Below are 25,168 nucleotides of genomic sequence, written 5' to 3' on the forward strand. Positions count from 1 at the left end.
CTTGGTCAACTACAGTCGGGAATCGCAAATCCGGTATCTGATGAGCTGTTGTCCGGCATGGCGTCGGATGGAAATCATTAGGGGGATTGCCGAATGCCTGTGTTCCCACGGGGGGAAGCGGCTTTTTTGTCAAGTATTCGGAACGGGCAGTCAAATCCACCATCGCTCGATGAACAATCAAGAGCGGTAATCAAGGCGTGCATCGCCGAACTCGTCGCGCTGCTCGGCGAGGACGGGTCCACGGGCGGGTCCACCCCGGGCACTGCGCTCGCCGGCGGCCCGACCCACCTGCCGCTCACCGACCTCCAGCAGGCGTATCTCATCGGTGAGCAGGGGGTCGCGGGCCATGCCTCGCCGGCTCTCTACATCCAGGAGTACGCGTTCCCCGCCGCCACGCCGCCCGACCCGGAGCGTCTCGCCGATGCTCTCGCCCGGCTGCGACAGGTGCGTCCCGTGCTCCGTACGCGCGTGATGCCGGAGGCCACGCAGCATTTCGCCCCAACAGTGGACGACCGGCCGGAATTGCTCGTGGACGTGCGGGATCTGTCGGCCTGCCGCATCGACGAGGTGCCCGGAAAACTGGGGCAACTGCGCCGCGAAATAGTGTCGGACATGCCGCCGCACGATGCGGGTCGACCCTTCCTTTTCCGATTCGTCCGACTGCCCGACGGCGGGACCCATCTGCAGGTCGCGCTACGACTGACGGTGTTCGACGGAGCCACGATCCAGTTGTTCTTCGCCGAGTTGGCCCGTTGTTACGTCGATCCCTCCCATCGGCCCGCGCCGGAGGCGGAGAGTTTCGCGGATTACCTCGTCGAGCAGGAACGCCGCAGGTCGCTGCCGGCCCGCCGGACGGCCGAGCGGTACTGGCGGTCCCGCCTGGACAGCCTGCCGCCCGCCCCCGATCTGCCGCGCGCCCTGGACACGCAGGCCGCCGAGCCCGACCGGGACGTGCCGCTGCACCGCGTGGCGCACCAGCTCGACGTGGACGACTGGAAGCGGTTCCGACACCACGCCGCCGAGCAGGGGGTGTCGGCCGGCCTGGCGCTCTTCGCCCTCTACGTCGAGTGTCTGCTGCGCTGGTCCGGTGGTCAGCCCGGCACGGTGTCGGTGCTGTACTCGGACCGGGTGACCGGCGCGCCGGGCCGGGAACGGATGTGGGGCAACGCTGCCAGCACGCTGCTGGTGACGTACGACGACATGCCCGGCTCCTTCGTCGAGCGGTGCCAGGCGCTGCAGAAGCAGTTGTACGACGACCTCGACGCGGGCGAGTTCTCCGGGGTCGCGGTCGGCCGGGAGCTCAACCGGCGCGACGGCAGCGTCGGCAACCCCGTGCCGGTGGTGTTCAGCAGCGGCCTCGACCTGGTGCCCGGCATCTCCGACGGCTTCCGGCTCGCGCTTCCGGCCGCCACGCTGGCGCACAGCGCCATCGCCACCCCCGAGGTGCTCCTCGACCACCAGGTCTTCGAGTTCGACGGCGCGCTGGTGTGCAACTTCGACCACGACCGGTCGTCGTACCCGCCGGGCCTCGTCGACGACCTCGCCGAATACCACCGGCACCGGTTGCGGCAGCTCGCCGCGAACGCCGACGCGTGGACGGGGGCGGGCCCGCAGCCGCTGCCCGACCGGCAGCTCGCCGGCCGCCGGCGGGCGAACCGCACCGAGGCGCCCGGCCTGACGGGCGAGCTGCACGAGGCGGCCCTGGACCAGATGCGCTGCCGGCCGTACGCCGTCGCGGTCGTCGACGCCGAGCGGAGCCTGACCTACGGCGAGCTCGACCGCCTGTCGGCGGCGCTGGCGGTCCGGCTGCGGGACGCGGGCGTGGGCGCGGATCCGGGGCGCACCGACCTGGTCGCCGTGCGGGTGCCCAAGTCGTGGCAGCAGCCGGTCGCCGTGCTCGGCGTCCTGCGGGCGGGCGGCGCGTACCTGCCGGTCGGTCCGACCTGGCCCGAGGCGCGGGTCGGCGAGGTGCTGCGGCAGAGCGGCGCGACCGCGGTCGTCGCCGTCGACGCCGCGCCGCTCGACGGGCTGCCCGACCTGCCCGTCGTCGCGGTGCCGACGGACGGCGGCTCCGGCCCCGGCGGCACCGGCCCCGACGGCCTGGGCGGCGACCTGCGGCGCACCGCCTACGTCATCTACACCTCCGGCTCCACCGGCGCCCCGAAGGGCGTGGTGATCTCCCACGGGGCGGCGACCAACACCCTGCGGGACCTGACGCAGCGGCTGGCCCTGACGTCGGCCGACCGGGTGCTCGCGGTGTCCTCGCTCGCGTTCGACCTGTCGGTCTTCGACATCTTCGCCGTCCTGGGCTCCGGTGGCACGGTGGTCGTGCCCGCCCACAGCGACGTGCCCGACCCGGAGCGGTGGGGGGAGCTGTGCCGACAGCACGGCATCACGCTCTGGAACTCGGTGCCCGCCCTGTTCTCCGTCACGCTGGAATACCTGGCCGGCCGGGCGCCGGAGATGCTCCGCGCGCTGCGGCTCGTCATGCTCAGCGGCGACTGGGTGCCGCTGCCGCTGCTCGACCGGATCGCGGAGGCGTGCCCCACGGCGCGGGTGATGGCCGCCGGCGGGGCGACCGAGGCGTCCATCTGGTCCAACTACTTCTGGACGGAGGACCTGACGCCGGGCTGGTCGAGCGTCCCGTACGGCCATCCGCTGGCCAACCAGACCATGCACGTGCTGGACCGGCAGCTCGCCGACGCGCCGGCGTGGGTGCCCGGCGACCTCTACATCGGCGGGGCCGGGGTGGCCGACGGCTACCGGAACGCGCCCGACCTGACCCGGGCGTCCTTCTCCGCCGACCCCGTGACCGGCGAGCGGCGGTACCGCACCGGGGACCGGGCGCGGTACTGGCCCGGCGGCATCCTGGAGTTCCTGGGCCGCCAGGACGACCAGGTGAAGGTGGGCGGGCACCGCATCGAGCTCGGCGAGATCGAGATCCGGCTGTCCGACCATCCCGACGTGCGCAAGGCGGTCGCGGTGGTGGCCGCCGGGCGGGGGGAGTCGTACCTGGCGGCGTTCGTCATCCCGGCACCGGGTTGCGCCGCCCCGGACCCGGCCGCGCTGCGGTCGCACCTCGCCGCCGAACTGCCGTCGTACATGGTGCCCGCCGTCGTCACCGTGGTCGACACGGTGCCGCTGACGGCGAACGGCAAGGTCGACCGCAAGGCACTGGTCGCGCGGCTCGCCGCCGGTCCCGTCGTACGCGGAACGGACCAGGCGGTCGTCGCGCCGCGCACGGCGGACGAGGCCCGGCTGCTCAGCCTGTGGCAGGAGCTGCTCGGCCCGGACGTACGCGGGGTCACGGACGACTTCTTCGCCCTCGGCGGCAACTCACTGCTCGCGGTCCGGTTGTTCCACCGGATCAGGGCGAGCTTCGGCCGGACCCTGCCCCTGGCGTCGCTGATGCGCAGCCGCACGGTCGCCGACCAGGCGGGCCTGCTACGGGCCGAGCAGCACCCGCACGGCGGTACGCCGCTGGTGCGCATCAAGGACGGCGACCACGCCCGCACCCTGGTGCTGGTCCACCCGGTGGGCGGCGACGTGCTCTGCTACGAGCCGCTGGTCGAGGCGCTCGACCGGCACGCGATCACGGCCGGGGCCACCGTGTACGGGCTGCGGGCGGCCGGCCTGCAACCCGGCGAGGAGCCGCCGGCCGACATGACGGAGCTGGCCGGCCGGTACGGCGAAGCCCTCTGCGACGTGCTGCCGGAGGGCGCGACCGTGCACCTCGTCGGCTGGTCGATGGGCGGCACCGTGTCGGCGCGCGTCGCCGGGCTGGTGGCGGAGCAGGGGCGGCGGGTCCGCTCGGTGACCGCGATCGACTCGTTCACGGGCCGGCCGGAGGCCGCGGCCGTGAGCCTCCGACAGCGGCTCGCCGGCTTCTTCACCGACCTGGCGCAGGGCGAGGACGTCAGCGGCCACCTGCCCGCGGAGGTGCCCGCCGGCGCGCTGCCGGCGGCCCTGTGCGCCCTGCAGGACGCGCTGGTCCGGGCGGGTCTGCTCGCCGCGCCGCTCGACGCCGACGACCTGGGGCGGCTGTTCGGCGTCTACCGCCGCAACTCCGAGATCCTGGAGGGGCACCGGCCGGGCGCGCCGCACGAGCGGCTCCTGCTGCTGCGGGCGCGGGAGACCCGGCGCGACGCCTTCCCCGGCCTGGTACCGCTCGACGAGATCCTGCCGGGCGCCGCCGACCCGCACCTGGTCGACGGGACCCACTACTCGGTCATGCGCCCCGGTCGGGTCGCCGAGGTCGCCGCCCTCGTCGCGGCGCACATCGCCGCGGCGGAGGAGCCCCGGCCCGACGAACCTGACGCCGAGCCGTACTACCTGCGCGGAAAGCTCTGGTGCTGACCCGGCCCGTCACGGCCCTCCGACGGCAGCCCGGCGGCGTGCCTCACCGGAACACCGACGAGGCAGGCGCGGCACCCGGACGCAGGGCGGCCGGACACCACCTGGCCGACCTTGACCAACTGTTCAGCTCACGAAGCGAAGGGACCACGCGATGACCAGGACCGACAGCAAACCCGAGATCTGGAACTCCGGCACGTTCGACGTGATGCGGCGCAAGCTCATCCCCTCCTTCGACCTCATCTACGCCAGCGCGGTGCACGCGGTCGTCGAGACCGTCCCGGAGACGGCCCGCGTCCTCGACCTCGGCGCCGGCACCGGGCTGCTGGGCGGCGCCGTCCTGGAGCAGCTCCCGCAGGCCGAGTTGACCCTGGTCGACCACTCGGACGCGATGCTCGCCAAGGCGCGGGAGCGGTTCGCCGGCAACCCCCGCGTCACGGTGCTGGTGTGCGACATGAAGGACCCGCTGCCGGCCGGCCCCTTCGACGCGGTCGTGTCCGGCCTGGCGATCCACCACCTCACCCACGAGGACAAGCAGGACCTCTTCCAGCGCATCCGCGAGGTGCTCACCCCGCAGGGCGTGTTCGTCAACGTCGAGCAGCTGGCCGGTCCCAACCCGCAGGTCGAGGCGATGTACGACTTCCAGCACGAGGCGCACGTGCAGCGCGCGGAGTGCCCGCCCGACGAGTGGGCCGCCGGCCGCGAGCGGATGAAGCTCGACATCTGCGCCACGCTGGAGGACCAGCTGGAGTGGCTGCGCAAGGCCGGGTTCGGGCAGGTCGACTGCCTGGCCAAGGACTGGCGCTTCGGCACCTACGCGGCGTGGGTGGCGGCATGACCGGGGTGCTCTGCCAGGCGGTGGCCGACGTCGCGGCGCGCCGCCCGGACCACGTGGCCGTCGTCGACGTCGACGGCAGCCAGATCCGCTACCGGGAGCTGGTCGCGCTCGGCGAGCGGCTCGCCGCCGGACTGTACGCCAGGGGGGTCCGGGCCGGCGACACGATCGCCTTCGCCCTGCCCAACAGCGTCCGCTACGTCGCGCTGATCATGGCCGTCGCCCGGGTCGGCGCCCGGTACGTGCCGCTGATGCGCAACTTCACCGCCGCCGACACGGAACGGGCCGTCGGGCAGGCGCGGCCGGTGCTCCTGGTCGCCGGACGGGAGCACCACGTCGCGCCGGGGACGGTGCCGGTCGTGTCGCTGGACGACCTCGACACCGACGCGCCGCCGGCGCCGGACGAGCCGTACGCCGGCCTGTTCCGCCAACTGTGGACCTCCGGCTCCACCGGCTTTCCGAAGATGATGGTGTGGCGGCAGGACAAGTTCGTCGCCGAGCGCCGGCGCTGGCTCGCCGACACCGGCATCGTGGCCGACGACGTCTTCTACTGCCGGCACCCGTTGGACGTCGCGCACGCCACCGACCTGCACGTCTTCGCCGCCCTGCTCAGCGGCGCCCGGCTGGTGCTGGCCGACCCGGACGACTCGCCGCGGGCGTACCTCGACCGGTTGCAGCGGGAGCGGGCGACGGTGATGAGCGCGCTGCCCGCGCACTACGAGATGCTCGTGCGGGCCGGCGCCGACGCACAGGTGGACCTGTCGAGGTTGCGTCGTCCCCTCTGCGGCGGCGCCTACCTCAGCCCGGACGTGGTGCGCGCCGCCGCGGACACGCTGGGCGTCCACATCCGGCAGATCTACGGCTCGACCGAGTTCGGCCTCGCGCTGGGCAACATGGCCGACGAGTTGCAGACGAGCGGGGCCATGCCGCCCGTACGCGGCGTCGGAGCCCGGCTCGCGCCGCTGGTGGACGGGCACGCCGACATCGGCGAGCTGGTGCTGCGCTCCGACTGCACCAGCGAGGGCTACCTCTTCGCCGACGAGGCGAACGCGCGCACGTTCCGGGACGGGGAGTTCTGGACGGGCGACGTGGCGCAGGAGATCGGCGACGGCGCGTTCCGGATCATCGGTCGGGTATCGGAGGTGCTGTCGGCGCCGGGCGGACCGGTGCTGGCCCCGGTGCTGGACGCCGAGTGTCGCGCGGCCAGTCCCGGCATGCAGGTGGTGAGCCTGCCGCTCGATCCGGGTGAGCTGACCGACCGGGTGCTCGTCGCGGTCCGCCCCGGCCACGGCGTCGACGCCGAGGACGCCGTCCGGCAGGTCACCGCCGTCCTGGCCAGGCACCGGCTGGCGGCGACGGTGCGCCTCGTGGACGAGATCCCGTACACGCCGGTCGGCAAGATCGACAAGCCGGCCCTGCGCCGCCAGTTCGCACTGGTGAGCCGATGATGCGCGCCGAGATCCACGGCACCGGGCCGGCCCTCGTCCTCGTCCCGGGCCTCGCCGCCAGCCGACACTTCTTCGACACCACCGTGGCGGACCTCGGCCGCGACCACCGGGTGGTGACCGTCGACCTGCCCGGGCACGGCGACGCGCCGGCGCCGGCGCAGCCGCCCACCCTGTCCGACTGCGCCGCCGCGCTGCACGAGGTCGTCGAGGGCCTCGGCTCCGACGACGTGACGCTGCTGGGCTGGTCACTGGGCGCGACCGTCGCCTGGACCTACCTGGAGACGTTCGGCACCCGGCGGGTCCGCCGGTTGATCAGCGTGGAGCAGACGCCGTGGCTGCTCGCCGACGACGGCTGGCCGTACGCGGCGTTCGGCTCCCTCGACCGGGCCGGGGCCACGGCGCTGCTCGGCGACGTGCGCGGCGACTGCGGGGCGTTCGCCGAGAACCTGGTCCGCGGTTCCTTCGCCGTCGACGGTCCCGCCCCGGACGCGGCACTCGTCGCGGACCTCGTCCGGCAGGCCCGTGGCGCCGACGCCGGCGCGGTCGCCGGCCTGCTGTCCGACGTGCTCGCGCAGGACTGGCGGGACCGGGTGACCGCCCTGCGGCTGCCCACCCTGCTCGTCCACGGCCGCCGCAGCGCGGTCTACCCGCCGGAGGTCGGCAACTGGCTGGCCAAGGCCATGCCGGACGCCCGCGTGGAGTTCCTCGACCACTCCGGTCACCTGTGTTTCCTCGAGGAGCCCGAGGCGTTCGGCGCCGCTGTCCGCGGTTTCCTGACCAGTGAGGAGAAGCAATCATGACGCCCGCCCCCACCCAGCTGGCCCGCCGGCTCTGCTGGATCTACCCCGACCGCGGCACGGTGCGCCAGCGGGCGGCGGAGGCAGCCGCCATCTGGACGACCTACACGGAGATCGCCAAGGACTGCGGCCTCGCCATGTCCCTGCACAAGGCGGAGGCGCTGGCGGTCGAGGCCGTCGGCGACGAGCCCCGGGTGTTCCTCGACGGCGAGCGGATCACCCCGGAGGACACCATCCTGGTCACCTCGCTGTGGTCGCTGCCGCACCAGGTGCAGGAGGTCTGCAACCAGCTGTTCGCGTACTCGATCGTCGAGCAGGCGGGCTTCTACCTGCCCATCCATCCGCGCATGTCGTACATCACGACCGACAAGATGGCCACGATGCTGTACCTGCGGGACTGCCCCGTCCCGCGGGTGCCCACCGTGCGCATCGGCACCGGCCGCGACTCGATCAGCCGACACTACGAGCCGGTGCTGGAGAAGCTCGACTTCCCCATGCTGGTCAAGCCCGCGTACTGGGGCATGGGCCAGGGCGTCTGCCTCGCCAACAACGAGCACGAGCTGCGCGGGCTGATCGGCCTGGCCGGCGGCGCCGACACGGCCGTGGTCGTCCAGCCCTATCTGGGCACCGGCGTCAACGACTTCCGGGTGTACGTCATCGACGGCAAGGCACACACCGTGCTGCGCCGGATCCCGCAGGGCGAGTCGCTGACCGCGAACCTGGTCAACGGGGGACGGCTGGAGTACCCGCCGCTGCCGGAGGAACTGGAGAGTTCGATCGACTACATCGCCGAGAAGCTCCAGATGCCGTACTTCGCGGCCGACTTCCTCTGGGACGGCAACCAGTTCTGGCTGTCCGAGGTGGAACCGGACGGCGCGGTCGGGTACGCCACCACCGAGGAGATCGCCAAGATCCAGCGACCGGTGATCGAGTCGCGGTTCCGCGCGTACATCGCGGCGCACGCCGCCTGGATCGCCCGCGAGGGAGGCGCGGCATGACCGCGACGATCGGGAACCTGCCCTGGGCGGACGTGCTGGCCCAGGCGCGCGGCCTGGACGGGCGCGGCGGCGCGCCGGTGCCGCCGGGCGCCGCCGCCCTGTCCGACCTGGCGGTGAGCGGCCCGGCGGAGATCGTGGCGGTGACCCGGGAACTGGCCCGGGAGACGGGCAGCGCGCTGATGTCCAGCGGCGGCACCACCGGCAAGCCGAAGCTCACCTACGTGCCGTACCACCAGGCGGTGGAACGGGTGCTGCGGGAGTGGCGGCCGCTGCGGCCCGACAACGTGCTGCTCAACCTCTTCAACCCGGGCCGGCTGTGGGCGTCGCACTACTACATCCACGCCCTCGCCGAGCGGTCGCGCTGCACGGTGCTGCCGTCCGGGGCCTACCCACCCGAGGACGTGGGCAACTGGGTCCCGATGTTCCGGGAGATCGGCCTCGACGCGCTCACCGGCACCCCGAGCGCGCTCGCCGACTTCGCCGAGGGCCTGATCGCGGCGAACGAGACGCTGCCGATCCGCACCATCATCTGGCTGGCCGAGCCGTGGACCGACGCCAAGCACCGGGTCGTCCAGAAGGCGTTCCCGGAGGCGGAGTACTGGGCCAACTACGGCTCGGTGGAGACGTACATCATCGCCACCAACACCCCCGCGTGCGACCTGCAGACCCTGCACGTCATGCCCGACCAGATGCTCGAGCTGGAGGAGGAGGGCGCGCTGCTGACCCGGCGTGGCACGGGCTGGACGATGCCGGCGGTGCGTTACCGTCTCGGTGACCGGCTGGCGTCCGCCGAGTGCCGATGCGGTCGTCCCGACGGCCTGCGGGTCCTGGGACGGGCGGACGACGCGGTGAGCCTGCGCAGCGCCCTGTTCAGCGTCGGTGAGGTGGTGTCGTCCGCGCGCACCCTGCCCGGCGTCGAGGAGGCCCAGCTCGTCCTGACCCGCGACACCGAGTCGCCGAGGGCCGCCACCGCGCTGACGCTGGAGTATTCCGGGGGCGCCGACGCCGAGGACGTCCTGGCTCACCTGACCGCCCAGTTCTACCACCTGGCAGCGGTGCACCGGCAGGTTCCGGGGGCGATCACCGCCCGCCGGGTCGACAAGGTGAGTCGCGTCGAGCGCACCAACAAGGTGCCGCCCGCAATCTGGAGGCAGTGAGTGACGTCCGAAGCCCTGCAGCAGGAGGCCGCCGCCCGTGGGGGATGGCGGGAGAATCCGTGGGTCAGTCTCGTGGTGCTGGCCCTCGGGTTCTTCCTGACGATGCTCGACGTGTCCATCGTCAACATCGCCATCCCCGACATCCGCGCGGACTTCGGCGCCTCGCTGCCGACGGTGTTGTGGTCGGTCAACGCGTACGTGCTGGTGGTGGCCGTACTGCTGATCACCGCCGGTCGGCTCGGTGACCTCTTCGGTCCGCGCCGGCTGTTCGTCGTGGGCATCACCGTCTTCACGGTGTTCAGCCTGCTCTGCGGGCTGGCCCAGAGCCCGGGCCAGCTGATCGCGGCCCGGGCCGTGCAGGGCCTCGGCGCGGCGCTCCTGCTGCCGCAGACGATGGCCATGATCGTGAGCCTGTTCCCACCCACCCGGCGGGGCCTGGCCATGGGCATCTGGGGTGCGGTCGGCGGCGTGGCGGCCGTCGCGGGCCCGTCCGTCGGCGGCCTGCTGGTCACCACGCTCGACTGGCGGTGGATCTTCCTGGTCAACGTGCCGATCGGTGTCGCGGCGGTGGTCCTGGCCCTCGTCGCGGTGCCGGACCTGCGCTTCGACCGCCGGCACCGGCTTGACGTCGGCGGCATCGTGCTGGCCTCCGCCGCCCTGTTCTGCCTGGCCTTCCCGCTCATGGAGGGCGAACGGTTCGACTGGGCGCCGTGGACGCTGGTCATGATCGCGGCGGCGGTCGCCCTCGGGCTGGCGTTCGTGTGGCACGAGCGCGGTCGCCAGGACCGGGAACCCCTCGTGCCGTTCGTGCTCCTCCGCATCCGCTCGTACTCGACGATGGTCGTCGTGGCCGCGGCGGTCTCCTTCGGGATCATCGGCTTCATGCTGCTGATGACCCTGTTCTTCCAGTCGGTGCTGGGCTTCTCCGCCCTGGCCGCGGGTCTGGCGCTGGCGCCCCCGGCGCTGATCTCCACCCTGCTCGCGCCGTTCGCCGGCAAGATCACCGACCGGCTCGACGGCCGGGTGGTCCTGCTCGGCGGGATGCTGCTCACCGTCGCCGGCATGGGCTGGGCCGCCGCGGTGATGCGGCTCGACGCGGCCTGGCTGACGTTCCTCGGTCCGATGCTGGTGATCGGGCTGGGCAACGGCCTGTTGATCGCGCCGATGGCCGCGGTGGCGATGCGCGAGGTGCAGCCGGCCCTGGCCGGCGCCGCGTCGGGCCTGCTGAACACCGTCCGCCAGCTCGGGCCGGTCGCGGCGGTCACGCTGGTGGGCCTGCTGCTGGCGCAGCGCCTTTCGGCGTGGGCGGACGGCGCCGCGCCGGTGGACCGGTACGCGGAGGCGCTGCGGCTCGGGATGGTGCTGCCGGTGGCGGCGATCCTGGTCGGCGTCCTCGCCTGCCTGCCCGGCGCGCTGCGCACGATCCGGGGGACCGGCACCGCGGGAGGAGGATCGGCATGAAGGTGGGCTTCTGGTTCGACCCGCTCTGCCCCTGGGCGTGGATCTCGTCCCAGTGGCTGGTGCAGGTGCAGCAGGTCCGCGGGATCGAGCCGTGCTGGCGCCTGATGAGCCAGGCGATCCTCTACGAGGACCAGGACCTGACGCCGGAGCAGCAGGACACGGTCCGGCAGATGATCAAGCCGCTCCGGGTGCTGGCCGCCGCCGAGCAGCGTTACGACGGCGAGGCCGTGCCGCTGCTGTACGCGGCGCTGGGCGTGCGGTTCCACGATCGGGGCCTGCGCCACCGCCTGGACGTGCTGGCGGAGACGGTGGGCGACGCGCTGCGGGCCGCCGGCCTCGACCCCGCGCTGGCGGCGGCGATGGAGAGCACCGAGTTCGACGGGCGGATCCGCCGGTCGCACGAGGAGGCGGTCAGCCGGGTGGGACCCGACGCGGGGACCCCGGTCATCGAGGTGGACGGGCCGGCCGGCCGGGTCGCGTTCTTCGGCCCGGTGGTGTCGCCCGCCCCGCGCGGCGAGGCCGCCGGCCGCCTCTGGGACGGGCTGGTCCTGATCGCCGGCACGCCCGGCTTCTCCGAGCTGAAGCGCTCCCGCACCCAGGGGCCGATCTTCGACTGACCCCTTTTCGCTGATCCGAAGACCTTTTCGCTAGGACGGGGGAGGCTCCATGGCAAAGGCGACTTTTCCGGTAGGACAGGTGAGGCAGCGGGCGAGCCGGCTGCCGTACCGGCGGTACGCGCCCGCGCCCGCCGTGGATCTGGCCGACCGGTCCTGGCCGGCGAAGCGGATCACCACGGCGCCGCGCTGGTTGTCGACCGACCTGCGGGACGGCAACCAGGCGCTGCCGCACCCGATGGACGTCGACCGCAAGGCCCGGCTGTTCCGGCTCCTCGTCGCCATGGGCTACAAGGAGATCGAGATCGGGTTCCCGGCCGCCAGCCGGACCGAGTTCGAGTTCACCCGCAGGATCATCGAGAACGGCGAGATCCCGGACGACGTCCTCATCCAGGCGATCGTGCCGGCGCGCGAGGAGCTGATCCGGCGTACGTTCGACGCGCTCGCCGGCGCGCCGCAGGCCATCGTGCACCTGTACAACTCGACGTCGCCGACGCAGCGTCGGGTCGTCTTCCGGGCGGACCGCGGGGGCGTGCTGCGCCTGGCGGTCGACCACGCACGCCTGTGCCGGGAACTCGCCGACGCGCACCCCGGCCGGATCGGGTTCGAGTATTCTCCCGAATCCTTCTCGCAGACCGAGCTGGACTTCGCGCTCGACGTCTGCGCGCAGGTCACGGACGTCTGGGACCCGGCGGACGACCGGGAGATCATCATCAACCTGCCGGCGACCGTCGAGTGCGCGGGGCCGCACGTCTTCGCCGACCAGGTCGAATGGATGAGCCGCAACCTGCCCCGGCGGGAGCACGTCTGCCTGTCGCTGCACCCACACAACGACCGCGGGACCGGGGTCGCCGCCGCCGAGCTGGGCCTGCTGGCCGGCGGCCAGCGGATCGAGGGCTGCCTGTTCGGCAACGGCGAGCGCACCGGCAACGTCTGCCTGGTCGTGCTGGGCCTCAACCTGATGAGCCAGGGCGTCGACCCGCAGATCGACCTGTCCGACATCGACGCCGTCCGGCACGAGGTCGAGCAGTGCACGGGGATGCGGGTGCCGGAGCGCTACCCGTACGCCGGCGACCTCGTCCACACCTCGTTCTCCGGGTCCCACCAGGATGCCATCAGCAAGGGCCTGCGGGCGTTGTCCGAGGACGCGGCAGACCGGGGCGTGGCGTTGTCGCAACACCGGTGGGACGTGCCGTACCTGCCCATCGATCCCAAGGACATCGGGCGCTCGTACGAGGCGATCATCAGGCTGAACAGCCAGTCCGGCAAGGGCGGCGTGGAATACCTGCTGCGGTCCTGCCACGGGCTGAACCTGCCGCGCAGCCTCCAGATCGAGGTGTCCGGGCTGAGCCAGGCGGTGTCCGACGACGAGGGCAGAGAGGTGACCGCCGAGGAACTCTGGTCGGTCTTCCGCGCCGAGTTCCTGCCGGCCGCCCTCGACGTGCAGCTCGTGTCGTGCGAGCTGTCGGCGGGCGCGCCGGGACCGGGCGCGGTCAAGGTGGAACTCGCCGTGTGCGGCGGGCCGCTCGTCGTCGGCGGCGACGCCGGCCACGGGTTGCTGCCGAGCATCGCGCGGGCCCTCGCCCAGTCCGGCCCCGCACCGGTCGTCCTCGACCACGCCGAGCAGCCGTTCACCCTCGACGAGGAGCGCGGCACGCTGGCGTACGTGCGGTGCCGGGTGGACGGTCGGGCGGTCTGGGGGTGCGGCTTCGACCCGGACCCGACGTCCGCCTCACTGCGCGGTCTCTGCGTGGCGCTGCACCGGGCCGGCTGGCGCCCGTCCGCCGTCCTGCCCTCGGCGCAGCCGTCGCAGGGGTGAGTCCACGCCGCCGGGCCTCGGCCGACGGCCAGCCGGAAGTTCCAGCCGAGGTGGGCGCCGTCTTGACCACTGCCGAGGTATCGAAGTTCGCCACGATCGGATGGTGGGACGCCGGCGCCCGTCCCCGGCCGCGGCGCAGCGCCGGTCGCGGCGACCGGGTCAGCGGGGCAGGAAGCTGTCGTACGCCTCGTCGTACCAGTCGGCCTCGTTGTGCCGGCGGATCGTGCCGTCGACGCGGGTCAGCATCAACCAGTTGTCGTTGAGGACCAGCGCCGCGTCCTCGGACCGGTCGGCCAGGATCCGGCCCACGGTCCGCAGCATGTGGGGCCTTCCCTGCTCGGTCAGGGTGTCCTTGCGCATGCGGAAGTCGACGTCGACGTAGGTCTCCGGCTCCCACATCCACAACCCGCCGTCGTCCTCCGCCTCGTAGTAGCCGTGGCTGCCGGCGACGATGGTGACGACGTATCCGCACTCCTCGTTCAGGTTCGCGCTCAGCATTCGGTTGCCGGAGAGCGTCGACGTCTCGGTCGCTCCGGGAGCGGCCAGCTCCGCCACCCGCTCCAGCGGGACGTCACCCGCGAGCGTCAACCGGTACTCGATCGCCATTGATGCCCCTTCTCAGTGCCGCCGGACGATCTGAATGATCGCACCGCCAGGTGTGACCGCCGCCAACTCCTTCAACGCGGGCATCGGCCAGTCGTCGAACTGCTTCTGCAGTGCGGCGAGATCACCCTGCCAGTCGTGGAGGTTGAGCACCACGCGTTGGGTCTGCTCCCGGTCGATCTTCTTCGCCACCGAGCTCCAGACGGATCGCGGCGACACGAAGGGCGTGGGAGAGTAGCAGTCGAAGACGTGGCCCTCGATGAGATAGTCCGGTGCCCCTTCGTCCTTCCCGGCGTCACCGGTGTCGAGCCGAGCCTGCGCGATCTCCTGCGTCGTCGGGTTCTGGTGGACCCGGTAGCCCCTGTCGGCGAGGGTTTCGGCACAGTCGTTCTCCAGTTCCAGCGATCGTCGCTCGGTTGGCCTCTCCTTGGGCGGGATGCGGGTGCGTGGTCCGGTCGGTGCGCCGCCGGGAACCCCGGTGGGTTGCCTGGTCCACGGCACGAGGCTGGAGGCGTCGCCGCCTGCGGCGGGGACGGTGGAGGCGTGATCCGCGGGGGTGGGGCCGGTCGGCGTGGCACCGCCGGCCCCGGTCAGTTTCCCGACGACCCCAGTTGCCGCGCCTCGGCGATCGCCGTGTCGACGAACTGCCGGGCGGTGCCGGTGCGCTGCACCGTCAGCACCAGCACCTGCTTGACGTTCTCCAGCGCCTGCACCAGCGGCCCCGGCTGCCCGCCCTGCAGGACGGTGGTGACGAGTCGTTGCGCCTCGCCGACCTGGGCGATGGTGGCGGCGGCCGCGCCGCGCATGCCGTCGATCGCGGTGCCCACGGGGGTCAGCCCGGCGGTCGTCTCGTCCGGCGTGGCCTCCTGCGGGACGGCCGCGGTCGCCTTCGCGGCCTCGCCGAGCGTGGTGGCGAGGCCGCCCAGGCCACCCCGGATTCCCGCGATGGCGTCCCGCACGCGGGCCAGGCCCGCCGCCACGGCGGCGAAGCCGGCGCCGGCGGCCCGCAGGGCCACCTCCTGGGCCTGCTTGTCGGCGGTGGCCGCCAGCCCCTGGGCCCTGTCGACGCCGGCCGTCAAGGCACGAAGCTCCCCGGTGATCTTTTCGATGTGCGACACGGCGCCGACTTCCCCGATCGAAGGCAGTAAGGATGCTCGAAGCTGCAACCTAACGACAACCGTCCGTCGCCACCAGACCGGTCACCCGGTCCGCAGCCACCACAGCACATGGTTGTTGCCCGTGTCGGGATCCGGCCGGTCGGTGCGGATGTCCGTGGTGAAGCCCCAGTCGGTCACGCAGGCGTCGATGTCGAACTCGAAGGTCAGGTCGACGCTCTCGCCCGGCTTGAGTCCCCGGTGCCCACCGTCCTGCGCGGGATGGCCGGGGGTGTCCAGCCAGTAGGGGCCGTCGTACGAGCCGTTCGGCAGGAACGCGCCGCCCCGCCACTCCAGGTGGAACCGGTCGGAGACCTGCCTGCTGTGGTTCGTGACGGTGAACGTCACGGAGACGTGGCGCGTCGCTCCCTCGCACGGCTCCGAGACAGGCCCGGCGACGGGCGTGGCCACGGTCAGGCCCAGGTCGACCGGGCGCTGTTTCACCGGGAAGCTGGTGTCGCCGCCCACCTGCCCGTAACCGTCGCCGTTCCAGGCGTACTGCCGCTCCTGGCGCTGCTGGTCGACGGCGGCGCGGGAGTCGGCGACGGTGGCCGTGAGGCCGCCGCGCGGGCGGGGCCCGATGTCGACGATGGCCGGCATCTCGGCGGTGGTCGCGACGACCTGGCCGAGGGTGGCGACGCGGCCGGCGGCGTCCCGGTCGAACGCCACCACCTGCTCCGCGCCGTGCCCGCACCGCAGCAGGGCGGCGGTCTCCAGCTCGGCGTCCCCGTCGAGGTCGGCCTGGCGCAGTTCCACGACGCCCACCCTGGCGCCGCTGACCTTGGCCGACGACGCCAGCCGGACGAGGCCGTCGGCGCAGGTCGCGCCGGACGGACCGGTCCAGGGCCAGCCGGGTACGGCGACGGGTGCGGCGGTCAGCTCCGCCAGCGTGACGGGGCCACCGCCGCGTGCCGGGACCGGCCTCGACGGCGACGCGCTCGGTGACGGCGTGGCGCTCGCGCTCGGGGCGCTCGGCATGCCGGTGGTGTCAGTGCTGGCCCCGACCGTGGCCGGGTCCGGGCCGGGCTGGCCGCGGCCTGTGCCCATGAACGCCGCCACCGGCAGCACGGCCACCAGACCGGCGGCGACGGTCGCCGTCGTGACCCGCGTCCTGCGCCGTCGGGCGACCGTCTCGCGTACGCCGCCGGGGGGACGGACCGTGGGTCCGAGGTCGGCGGTCAACTGGTCGAAGGCGTCGTCGATCAACTGGACGTCGTCGTGCTCGCTCATGACACGTCTCCTCTGAGTTGGCCGGCCAGCGCGGCACGCCCGCGGCTCAGCCAGGACTTGACGGTTCCCTCGGCGACGCCCTCCTGGGCCGCGATCTCGGCGACGGAGAGCTGGGCCATGTGGTGCAGCACGACGGCTCGACGGTGCTTGGGCGGCAGCGTGGAGAGGGCCTTGACCAGGGCGACCCGGTCGGGGTCGGGGCCGTCGACGACCGCCAGGCGCTGCCGGCGGAGGAAGTTGGCCGCCGTCCGGCGGCGCCGGAAGCGGCTCGTGGCCAGGTTCCACGCCACCTGGCGCACCCACTGGGCCGGGTCGTCGTAGTCCCGGATCTTCTGCCAGCGGACGTACGCCCGGCAGAAGGCTTCCTGCACGAGATCCTGCGCCTCGGCGAGGTCCCCGGCGTACGCGTACAGCTGGAGGGTGAGCGACTGGAACCTGGCCCGGTAGAACTCGTCGAAGTCGGTGGCACGGGCGTCTTTTGGCGTCACGACCATCGGCTTGACCGGCATGGCATCACGTCGCCTCTCATCCCCCGTGGCTGCGGCTGGCGTCAGCCGTCACAGGCACACGCGCGAGCGGACCGGTGGGTTGCACCTGGTTCCGCCCGGAGACGGGGCCGCCCCCGGTCGCCGTGGGCGTCCGGGGGCGGTCCGTGGTGGGGCACGCTCAGATAATGATCTTGAACATGTTCCAGCCGCTGCCGGCCTGGACCCGGGCGGCGAAGGAGCCGTTGCCGAGCCCGGAGTAACGCCAGAGGAGGCCGCCCGCGTCGCGGGCGACAAGGTCGTTGCGGCCGTCCTCGTCCAGGTCGCCGATGGCCACGACGCTGTTGTAGATGTTCCAGCCGGCGTAGACCTTGACGCGCGCGCTCCAGCCCTTGTTGCCGTTGCTGAGGTAGTGGTACATCACGCCGTTGGCGTCGATGCCGAGCAGGTCGCCGTGTCCGTCGCCGTTGAGGTCGCCGGCGCCGATCACGCGCGGGTAGATGCCCCAGCCGGAGCCGACCTGGACGCGGGGGTTGATCCCGCCCGTGCCGGTGGTGGTGTACAGCCACAGCTTGCCGTCGGTGTCGATGCCGAGGATGTCGTCGTGGCCGTCGCTGTTGACGTCGCCGGGGGCCAGGATCGACTTGTACATCATCCAGCCGCCGCCCAGGCTCACGGTGTTCGCGCCACCGAAGCCCCAGTGGCCGTTGCCCAGGTAGGCCTTCATGCCGCCGTTGCCGTCCCGGACGAGCAGGTCCGGATACACGTCGCCGTTGTAGTCGCCGAACGGCACCAGTGCCGAGGTCCGCTCGGCCCCCGAGCAGCTGAGACACCAGTTCTCGCTGTACCCGTTGCTGAAGAGTTGGCCGGGCGCGGGCGCGGTGTTGCTCGTGCCGTACCAGTGGCCGTCGCCGGTGGACTTCACACCGAGCAGCCCCGGCCCGCCGTAGCAGTGGTAGCCGCGGAAGGGGAAGGTCCCGCAGCCGACGAGGAGCTGGCCCGAACCGACAGTGACGGGCGCGGCGGATTCGGTGGGCGTGCCGGTCACGGTCCACGTGTACGCCCCGTTGAGCGCCGGCTGCCCCGACGCCAGCCGGCCGTCCCACTGTGGGTAGACGAACGTCCGGGCCGTGTTGCCGCCGGAGCGGTGGATCACCTCGCCCGTCCACTTTCGCGAGATTTCCAGTTGCCAGCTCCAGAGCGGACGACTCAGCCCGACGACCGCCAGCCAGGGGTAGGTGGCGGTACGCGGGTTCGTCGAGCTCGGCGACAACACGCTGCCGAACTGGGGCGCGGTGCCCGGCACCCCCGAGTCGACCACGTGCACCGCCCGGTCGGCGTCGGCGTACGCGACACCGGAGCCGTGCCGGTCGACCGCCCAGGTCGTGTCCCGGCCGTCGACGGGGGTGCCGGCGGGCAGGTCGGCGAGCTTCACCGGGGCATGCAGGGTGCCGTCGTGAAAGGCGGTCATCCGCAGCGCGCCGGTCTCGTGCCGGACGAGGAAGCCGTCCCCGAGCAGCGCCGGCCCGGACGGCACGGTCAGGTTTTTGTTGTCCAGCAGGTCGTGGACGCCAGCGGCACCGGTGGCACCGCAGGCCCAGTAGATCCACCGGGCGCTGGTCTGCACCTCCGTCGGTACGCAGTTCGCACCGGTGGAGACGGTGCGCGTGCTCTTTCCGGACACCAGGTCGATCGCCGTGAGCTGGCCGGCGGTGGCCGTCGCGGTCCACAACGTGTTGAACCACAGCGCCGCCCCGGTCTTCGGCTCGGTCCGGAGCACCTGGTCCCGGCTGACGTCGACGACGTGTTGGTTGTTCGACGCGCCGTCGCTGACCAGGAGATACGAGCCTGAGGCGTCAACGATCCGTCCGTTGCTGGTGGGCAGCGGCGTCGGGTTGTGGCTGATCGTGGCATCCACCGTGTAGGCGGTGTCCGTCGTGCCGGACACCAGGTACGCGGCGCCGGGGTCGGCCCCGTCGACGAGGCGTACGCACGTCACGCCCGTCGCGCACGGCGCCGGGGTCAAACGCAGGATGGGTCGCTCCCCGGACGTGTACCGGGGATCGGGGAAGACCGGGTGGTTGGCGACGACGTACTCGGTCGCGCCCGTCTTCGGCGACACCTGGGACTGCACGTGCCGGACCAGGCCGCGCCGGTAGCTGACGCCGGCGTTCCCCACCGGGTCGCGCACGGGGAGTACCGGCGTGACGGTCGGCACCTCACCGGGCCGCCCGGTGATCCGCCGCACCGCCCAGTCCGAGGGGCCCGAGCCGCCCACGACCAGGGCCGTGCCGTCCGGTCCCTGGACGAGCGCCCGGAGATCCCAGGAGATCTTCGGCAGCAGCGTGGGGCGGGGCGCGGTGGTCTGCACCGGCACGTAGGTCGCCGGGAAGTACTCACCGGTGTCGTTGTTCTGGCTTCGGCTGATCACCAGCCCGCCGTCCACGACGACGGTCCGGAGGAGGCTGTCCTGTGGGACGGTCACCAGCCGGGCCGAGGTGTCGGTGCCGCTGGTCAGGCCGGCGCGGGAGTAGAGGTGGTACTGGCCGCTGCTCGACATCCAGCCCACGGTGTCGCCCGAGAGGCGCCAGAAGGTCGAGGGGACGCCGTTGGGGATCCGCTTCACGGTCGCGGTGGCGAGGTCGAGCAGCCCCATCCGCTGCCCACCGTCGGCCAGGTAGCCGACCACCACCGAGGTCTCGTCCCCGGTCGGCGGCAGCCCGCTGGGCTTGGCGTCGGCCGGGATGCCGGTCACCGGCGTCGTCGTCCAGGTGCCGTCGGCGGCGGGGGCGCGCAGCTCCAGCTCCACACCGGTGAGCGGTGGCTTGCGCAGCAGCATCCGCTGCCCGTAGACGCCCCAGAGGATGTGGTCGGTGGGGATCTCCCACTGCTGCCAGCTCTGGTCGGCGAGGTCGAGCACGCTGACCTTGCCCGGCGCCGGCCTCGCGGGCACCTGGGCGGTGGTGAAGACGCTGTCGCCACCCGCCGACTTCAGCGCCGACGGCAGGACGCCGGCCAGGTCCTCGACCACGACCGTCGCGCCCGTGTCGTAGCGCGTCCACAGGTAGTCGAGAGAGTTGTTGTGCCGGTGCAGGAAGCCGGTGCGGCCGGCGAAGAACACGGCCTCGTAGGCGGGAACCGTCGCGTCCGCGGGTGGGATGACGGCGATCTCGCGGGGAGCGGTGCCGGTGTCGGCGGCGGCCGGCGTGGCCGGCGCGGTCAGCAGGCCGAGGGCGAGGATGGTCGCCAGGGCGCCTGCCGGGAGACTGCGGCCCAAAGAAGTTCCTCCTGGGTGGGGCTGCGCACAGATGCGCGCAGCCTACCGGCCGGGCAGCTCGTGGACGTGCCGCCGAACGGCTGATCCTCGCGCCGCCGGGCGGGCAGCTCAGTCCGCCCGGTGCAGCGGCCCCCACTCCGGTGACGCCTGCGCCTCGACCGCCCGGTCCGCCTCCCGCAGCGCCCGCTCCGACACCCAGGCGACGGGCCGGTGACAGTGCACCAGCGGCTCGTTGTCCGGCCCCCGGCCGCACTGCTCACCGACCAGCACCCACGGGCGTACGCCGGGGCCGCGCAGCCGGCGCAGGTGGCGGTAGTCGTAGAGCCGCCGGGCCACCCACAGGCGCACCGGCCGGTCGCCCCACCACGACTCGACCGCGAGCGGGTTCGCGGAGAGGCCGGGCAGGTCGATGCCGGTCAGCGCGTCCTTGCTGGACTGCCCCGACCCACGCTCCCCGGCCAGATCCGCGCCGGGGCCCAGGGACCACCGGACGTACAACTCATCGTCGGGGTCCGCCCGCCGAAGCAGGTCGACGAGCTGGTCGAGCCCGTCGACGACCGGCATCACCACCTCGTTTCGCACACCGCCCATGATGCTTCACTTGCCCCGCTCGGGGCCGGCCATGCACGGCAGTTCGGCGATGCGGCAGCCGGCCCGGAACCGGGCGGTCCCGGCCGGACGCCGCGCGTACGACCGCTCAGGCCGGCGTGGCCCGGGCCTTGCGGCGCCGCTCGGCCCGCCGCCGCACCTGGGTGTACGCGCTCGTCAGTCCCATCGCCCGGCGAGCCTCGACGACCGTCTGCCGCACCTCGTGCCGGGTCCGTTCGGTGCCCTCTACGATCAGCTCGTCGACCAACCCGGGGTCGGCCTCGAACCGCGCCCGGCGCTCGCGGATCGGGTCCAGGAACCGGTTGAGCGCGACGGCCAGCTTCTCCTTGACCTCCACGTCGCCGACCCGCCCGGCCCGGTACCGCTCCTTGAGGTCGTCGACCTGCCCACGGTCGGGGTTGAAGATGTCGTGGTACGCGAAGACCGGGTTCCCCTCGACGGTGCCGGGCACGTCGGCGCGGACCCGGTTCGGGTCGGTGTACATCCCCATCACCGTGCGGCGGACGGTCGCCGCGTCGTCGGAGAGCGAGATGGCGTTGCCCAGGCTCTTGCTCATCTTCGCCCGGCCGTCCGTGCCGACCAGGGTCGGCGTCTCGGACGCGATCATCTCCGGCACGGGGAACACCTCTCCGTAGAGGTGGTTGAAGCGCCGGGCGATCTCCCGCGTCACCTCGACGTGCGCCGCGTTGTCCTTGCCCACCGGGACGACCTGCCCCTTCACGCAGAGGATGTCGGCGGCCTGGAGGACCGGGTAGCCGAGCAGGCCGTACGGCATCTCCTCCTTGCCGGAGTCGCGGGCCATGTCCTTCAGCGACGGCACCCGCTCCAGCCGGGGCACCGTGACCAGGTTCTGGAAGAGGGTGTTCAGGTCGCCGACCTCGGGGATGGCCGACTGGAGGTAGAAGGTCGCCTGCGCCGGGTCGACGCCGGCGGCCAGCACGTCGGTGACCATCTCCCGGGCGTTCACCGCGACCCGATCGATGCCCTCGCGGGTGTTGCGCGTGGTGAGCATGTGCAGGTCGGCGATGATGAAGAAGCTCTCGTAGCGCTGGTGCAGCCGCACCCGGTTGGCGATGCTGCCGACGTAGTGGCCGAGGTGCAGCCGCCCGGTGGGGCGGTCCCCGGTGAGCATTCGTGGAACAGACACGGTGGTACGCCTTTCGTGCGTGACGGACGAGGTGCGCGCGGTCGCGCGCCGACCGGGAGGGTCCCGGGATCGGTCGGGGTCGGCTCAGTGAGCCGACCGCCATCGCCCGCCGTCGCGGAACCGCAGTCCGCCGGCACGAAGGAGGTCGATCATCTGCTCGCGGCCGTCGCCGGAGCTGGTGGGGAAGGTGGTCACGACGCCGAGCGGGAGGCCGTCGACCGGGTCGACGACCCCCGGCGCGTAGCTGATCGGCCGGACCATGTCTCCTACCGTAACCGGTCACGCCGCGCGTGACCGGCCCCGGGTCAGCGCCGCCGGTAGGTCTTCCGGTAGTAGTCGCCGACCCGGTCCCGGTAGTCGGTTTCCTGGTAGGCGTCCGGGTCGAAGGCCGGGGACTCCTTGACCTGCTCCCGGGTGCGGTCCACGTGCACGGTGCGGTCCAGGTGGTCGACCCGCGTCACCGTGCCGACCGGCAGCAGCACCTTGCGGCCGAAGATCCACGGCCCGGGGCGTCGGGTCCGTCGCCGGCGCCCTCCGGCCCGTCCGGCGGCGCGGCGTCGGGGCTCGCCCCGGCGTACCCGCCGGCGAGGGCGGCCGGGTCGCGCCAGGCCCAGGGGTTGAACGTCGACGGCTGCACGGGCCACCTCCGATGACGGTCGTTCGCGGTCGGGGAATCATTGCCCAACCCGCGCGACCGGGAAACAATTCGGCAATTTTCGGTTCACAGAAATGTCTCGTGCGAAATTCGTCATAGTCGTCGACCGCCGATGAGTGGCGTTGCCTCTTCCCAGGTGGCATCGGCCGGAATTGTGCGACCGCACATCGAGGCGCAATGCGGAGTGTTCACCCGCCACATTCGTTCCGTGACCGCCGCCGACCATTCTGGTCCCGCATTCGTAGCAGGAAGAAGAGGGGGACGCAGATGTACCGCACCATTCGTCGGATCGGGCTCGTGCTCGCCGTCGCGGTCGGGCTCGTCACCGGGGCCGGCGCCACCGCACAGGCCGCCGTCGTCAACCCGGTGACGCCGCAGGCGCTCTGCGGGCTCGGCTACACCGTCCAGGACACGGACCCGATCCACCACGCGCAGACCGGCCTGCGGCTCGGCACCGTCTACCTGATGTACAACCCCGTCGTCGGGTACGGCTGCACGGTCACCGTCAAGTCCGCGTACGCCGGCTCGCTGACCCGTACCCAGGTCTACCTCGCCGCGCAGTACCTGCCCACCCAGGTCGACGACGGCAACAGGCTGTGGGCGGCCGGCCCGACCAGGGCGTACGTCAGGGGTGGCTGCATCATCTGGGGCGGCTTCATGGCCGACCCGACCGGCACGATCCACTACCACGACCGGGCGAACCCCGCGATCGGCGGAATCGGCACCTGCTTCTGACGGAGCTGGGGAGGCCCCCGGCCCGAGGTGGGCCTCCCGTTTCCGCGACCACCCGTTCGGTGCCCGGTTCCGCAATTGTGGAAATGGCGGAACGGGTGCGCCGGATGCGCCCGCGCCGGCCTCGCTCTGCCGTTACCGTCGGGCTGATGGGACGGATGCGTGGCGTCCACGAGCGACCGGCGGGTCTGACGTACCAGCCGGACCTGGTCGACCCCGACGAGGAGCGGTCACTGCTCACCGCGCTCGCCGCGTTCGACTTCCGGGAGATCCGCATGCACGGGCAGATCGCCCGGCGGACCGTCCGCCACTTCGGCTTCGACTACGACTACGGCTCGTTCCAGCTCACCGAGGCCGAGGCGTTGCCGGTGGAGCTGCACGGGGCCCGGGCGCGGTGCGCAGCGCTCGCCGGCGTCCCGGCGACCTCGCTCGCGCAGGCCCTGGTCACCCGGTACCCGCCGGGCTCGGTCATCGGCTGGCACCGCGACGCCCCCGCTTTCGGGCCGACCGTGGTCGGGCTCTCGCTGGGCGCCGCCTGTCTGTTGCGCTTCCAGCGGGGCACCGGCGACGACCGCAGGGTGTACGAGGTGGAGCTGGCGCCGCGGTCGGCGTACGTGCTCGCCGGCGCGGCACGGGCGAGCTGGCAGCACAGCATCCCGCCGGTGCCGGCCCTCCGCCACTCGATCACCTTCCGGCAACTCGGCGGCAGGTGACCGGCCGCGCCCCCGGATTCCGCGGAGCCTCCCGGCCCCGGGCCAGGAACGGCACCACGTCCGGGCCGTCAGCGTCGGCAGCCGGACCGCGGGCGCCCAGTGTGACGCCCGGCGGAACCGGCCGCCGCGACGGGCCGTGACCTGGGCCTCGGCCGGCCCGCCGCCGCACCGGCCAGCCCGCTCGGCGCTGGCATACTCGGCAGTCATGGTGCTGTCGCGTGGCTGGGCGCTCTTCCTCACCGGGGTCGGGATCTGGACCTGGGTGATCTGGCCGAGGTTCGCGGTCGCCATCTGGAAGGACCCGCGGTCCTGGTCCACCGGCACGGTCGGCGAGTTCCCCGCCACGGGCTTCCTCTGGATCCACGCCCTGCTGATCGCGGCGTCCCTGGCCATCGGCACCACCGTCGGCGTGCTCGGCGTCCGCGCCTGGCTGGCCGGGCGGCGTACCGACCGGTCGACGCGCTGACGGAACCGTCGCCCGACCCCGCGGAAAATCCGGGGCGCTCGGGGGCTGTGTGCGCGGCAGGACCTCCCGGAAGAGTCGCCGAGCGTGCCGCACCGCCGCTGACCAGGCTGGATAGCCGGGCGGGAATGGTGTGACGGGGGACGCCACCCCCGGATTTGACGTTCAAACCCGCAGACGCGTAACTTTCTCTCTGCCAGCGCGGAACGGGGCGAACAGGGCGAAAGACCTGGAGTTCCACACCACACTGGTGCCGGGTCGGTCGGGGGTCAGCTCCCGGACGGCACGGGCCGGGCGGGGCCCGCCGGATCTGCCGCGAGGCGGATTTGGTGGAGCGGAGCCGACCGGGTAAGGTTTGACGCCGGCAGGAAACCGGGCGAGCTCGCGGGAAACCGCAGAGCGGCCGGTCTGCCGAAATCCGATGATCAGGTGTAGCGGTTCGCCGCTGCGCACGTTCGTCGGCGCCAACCCGCACGAAGCACGACAGACCGGGACAAACGGTTTGACACGGCGGAGACGGCGAGGTAACGTAGTAAAAGTGCCCGGCGCGAGAGCGGCGGGTGCGGTGAACGAAATGCCCCGGGTCGGGGGCTCCACGGTGTGGGGTTTCCGGGCGGT

General features: G+C 72.6%; 22 protein-coding genes. 12 read left to right on the plus strand and 10 right to left on the minus strand.

What is annotated here, in order from left to right; translation table 11 throughout:
* Window positions 1-126 precede the first annotated feature (126 nt).
* From AB0G14_RS27620 to AB0G14_RS27660, 9 genes are all read left to right on the plus strand, one after another.
* Entirely contained in the window at window positions 127-4,356 is a 4,230-nt protein-coding gene (locus AB0G14_RS27620) for an amino acid adenylation domain-containing protein (protein WP_357702256.1), read from the plus strand.
* A 151-nt stretch (window positions 4,357-4,507) separates the two neighbouring features.
* Window positions 4,508-5,191, plus strand: a complete 684-nt coding sequence (locus tag AB0G14_RS27625; protein WP_357702258.1) for a class I SAM-dependent methyltransferase — start codon at window positions 4,508-4,510, stop codon at window positions 5,189-5,191.
* Entirely contained in the window at window positions 5,188-6,636 is a 1,449-nt protein-coding gene (locus AB0G14_RS27630; RefSeq protein WP_357702260.1) for an AMP-binding protein, read from the plus strand. The genes AB0G14_RS27625 and AB0G14_RS27630 overlap by 4 nt, the downstream gene beginning before the upstream one ends.
* A complete protein-coding gene (locus tag AB0G14_RS27635) occupies window positions 6,633-7,436 on the plus strand; it encodes an alpha/beta hydrolase (protein ID WP_357702262.1) in 804 nt (267 codons plus the stop codon). Before AB0G14_RS27630 ends, AB0G14_RS27635 begins: the two co-directional genes overlap by 4 nt.
* Window positions 7,433-8,431: a hypothetical protein gene (locus AB0G14_RS27640; protein WP_350712340.1), complete on the plus strand. Its 999-nt coding sequence runs from the start codon at window positions 7,433-7,435 to the stop codon at window positions 8,429-8,431. Before AB0G14_RS27635 ends, AB0G14_RS27640 begins: the two co-directional genes overlap by 4 nt.
* Window positions 8,428-9,588: an AMP-binding protein gene (locus tag AB0G14_RS27645; RefSeq protein ID WP_357702264.1), complete on the plus strand. Its 1,161-nt coding sequence runs from the start codon at window positions 8,428-8,430 to the stop codon at window positions 9,586-9,588. The genes AB0G14_RS27640 and AB0G14_RS27645 overlap by 4 nt, the downstream gene beginning before the upstream one ends.
* Window positions 9,589-11,049, plus strand: a complete 1,461-nt coding sequence (locus AB0G14_RS27650; protein WP_357702266.1) for an MFS transporter — start codon at window positions 9,589-9,591, stop codon at window positions 11,047-11,049.
* Window positions 11,046-11,666 (plus strand): disulfide bond formation protein DsbA, encoded by a 621-nt coding sequence (locus AB0G14_RS27655; protein WP_357702268.1) that lies wholly within the window; start codon window positions 11,046-11,048, stop codon window positions 11,664-11,666. Before AB0G14_RS27650 ends, AB0G14_RS27655 begins: the two co-directional genes overlap by 4 nt.
* Before the next feature lie 49 nt (window positions 11,667-11,715).
* Window positions 11,716-13,482: a 2-isopropylmalate synthase gene (locus AB0G14_RS27660; RefSeq protein WP_357702270.1), complete on the plus strand. Its 1,767-nt coding sequence runs from the start codon at window positions 11,716-11,718 to the stop codon at window positions 13,480-13,482.
* Between the two features lie 159 nt (window positions 13,483-13,641).
* Here AB0G14_RS27660 and AB0G14_RS27665 read toward each other — a convergent pair whose 3' ends face one another.
* The 10 genes from AB0G14_RS27665 to AB0G14_RS27710 all read right to left on the minus strand — a co-directional run bounded on the left by AB0G14_RS27665 (window position 13,642) and on the right by AB0G14_RS27710 (window position 22,631).
* Window positions 13,642-14,088 (minus strand): SitI3 family protein, encoded by a 447-nt coding sequence (locus AB0G14_RS27665; RefSeq protein ID WP_357702272.1) that lies wholly within the window; start codon window positions 14,086-14,088, stop codon window positions 13,642-13,644.
* Window positions 14,089-14,100: 12 nt separating this feature from the next.
* A complete protein-coding gene (locus AB0G14_RS27670; RefSeq protein WP_357702296.1) occupies window positions 14,101-14,523 on the minus strand; it encodes a hypothetical protein in 423 nt (140 codons plus the stop codon).
* Window positions 14,524-14,675: 152 nt separating this feature from the next.
* Window positions 14,676-15,203, minus strand: a complete 528-nt coding sequence (locus AB0G14_RS27675; RefSeq protein ID WP_357702274.1) for a DUF6244 family protein — start codon at window positions 15,201-15,203, stop codon at window positions 14,676-14,678.
* Between the two features lie 81 nt (window positions 15,204-15,284).
* Window positions 15,285-16,469, minus strand: a complete 1,185-nt coding sequence (locus AB0G14_RS27680; protein ID WP_357702276.1) for a hypothetical protein — start codon at window positions 16,467-16,469, stop codon at window positions 15,285-15,287.
* Window positions 16,466-16,978, minus strand: coding sequence for a SigE family RNA polymerase sigma factor (locus AB0G14_RS27685; protein WP_357702280.1), 513 nt, complete (start codon window positions 16,976-16,978; stop codon window positions 16,466-16,468). Before AB0G14_RS27685 ends, AB0G14_RS27680 begins: the two co-directional genes overlap by 4 nt.
* 157 nt (window positions 16,979-17,135) lie before the next feature.
* On the minus strand, window positions 17,136-20,231 hold the full coding sequence (locus AB0G14_RS27690) for a VCBS repeat-containing protein (protein ID WP_357702282.1): 3,096 nt from the start codon (window positions 20,229-20,231) through the stop codon (window positions 17,136-17,138).
* Between the two features lie 108 nt (window positions 20,232-20,339).
* Complete coding sequence (locus AB0G14_RS27695) at window positions 20,340-20,813, minus strand: DUF6098 family protein (protein WP_357702284.1); 474 nt, start codon at window positions 20,811-20,813, stop codon at window positions 20,340-20,342.
* A gap of 115 nt (window positions 20,814-20,928) precedes the next feature.
* The gene (gene trpS / locus AB0G14_RS27700; protein ID WP_357702286.1) at window positions 20,929-21,987 is read right to left on the minus strand and encodes a tryptophan--tRNA ligase; all 1,059 of its coding nucleotides are present in this window, start codon (window positions 21,985-21,987) and stop codon (window positions 20,929-20,931) included.
* An 84-nt stretch (window positions 21,988-22,071) separates the two neighbouring features.
* Window positions 22,072-22,248 carry a hypothetical protein gene (locus AB0G14_RS27705; RefSeq protein WP_350712322.1) on the minus strand — a complete coding sequence of 59 codons (177 nt, stop codon included), beginning with the start codon at window positions 22,246-22,248 and terminating at the stop codon, window positions 22,072-22,074.
* A gap of 44 nt (window positions 22,249-22,292) precedes the next feature.
* Entirely contained in the window at window positions 22,293-22,631 is a 339-nt protein-coding gene (locus tag AB0G14_RS27710; protein WP_357702288.1) for a hypothetical protein, read from the minus strand.
* Between the two features lie 278 nt (window positions 22,632-22,909).
* Between AB0G14_RS27710 and AB0G14_RS27715 the strand changes: the two genes are divergently transcribed.
* The 3 genes from AB0G14_RS27715 to AB0G14_RS27725 all read left to right on the plus strand — a co-directional run bounded on the left by AB0G14_RS27715 (window position 22,910) and on the right by AB0G14_RS27725 (window position 24,553).
* Entirely contained in the window at window positions 22,910-23,377 is a 468-nt protein-coding gene (locus AB0G14_RS27715; protein ID WP_357702290.1) for a hypothetical protein, read from the plus strand.
* A gap of 146 nt (window positions 23,378-23,523) precedes the next feature.
* A complete protein-coding gene (locus tag AB0G14_RS27720; protein ID WP_357702292.1) occupies window positions 23,524-24,087 on the plus strand; it encodes an alpha-ketoglutarate-dependent dioxygenase AlkB in 564 nt (187 codons plus the stop codon).
* A 205-nt stretch (window positions 24,088-24,292) separates the two neighbouring features.
* Window positions 24,293-24,553 carry a hypothetical protein gene (locus AB0G14_RS27725; RefSeq protein WP_357702294.1) on the plus strand — a complete coding sequence of 87 codons (261 nt, stop codon included), beginning with the start codon at window positions 24,293-24,295 and terminating at the stop codon, window positions 24,551-24,553.
* Window positions 24,554-25,168: the final 615 nt, after the last annotated feature.

The organism is Micromonospora sp. NPDC023814 (genome assembly GCF_040639595.1).
Lineage (GTDB): Bacteria > Actinomycetota > Actinomycetes > Mycobacteriales > Micromonosporaceae > Micromonospora.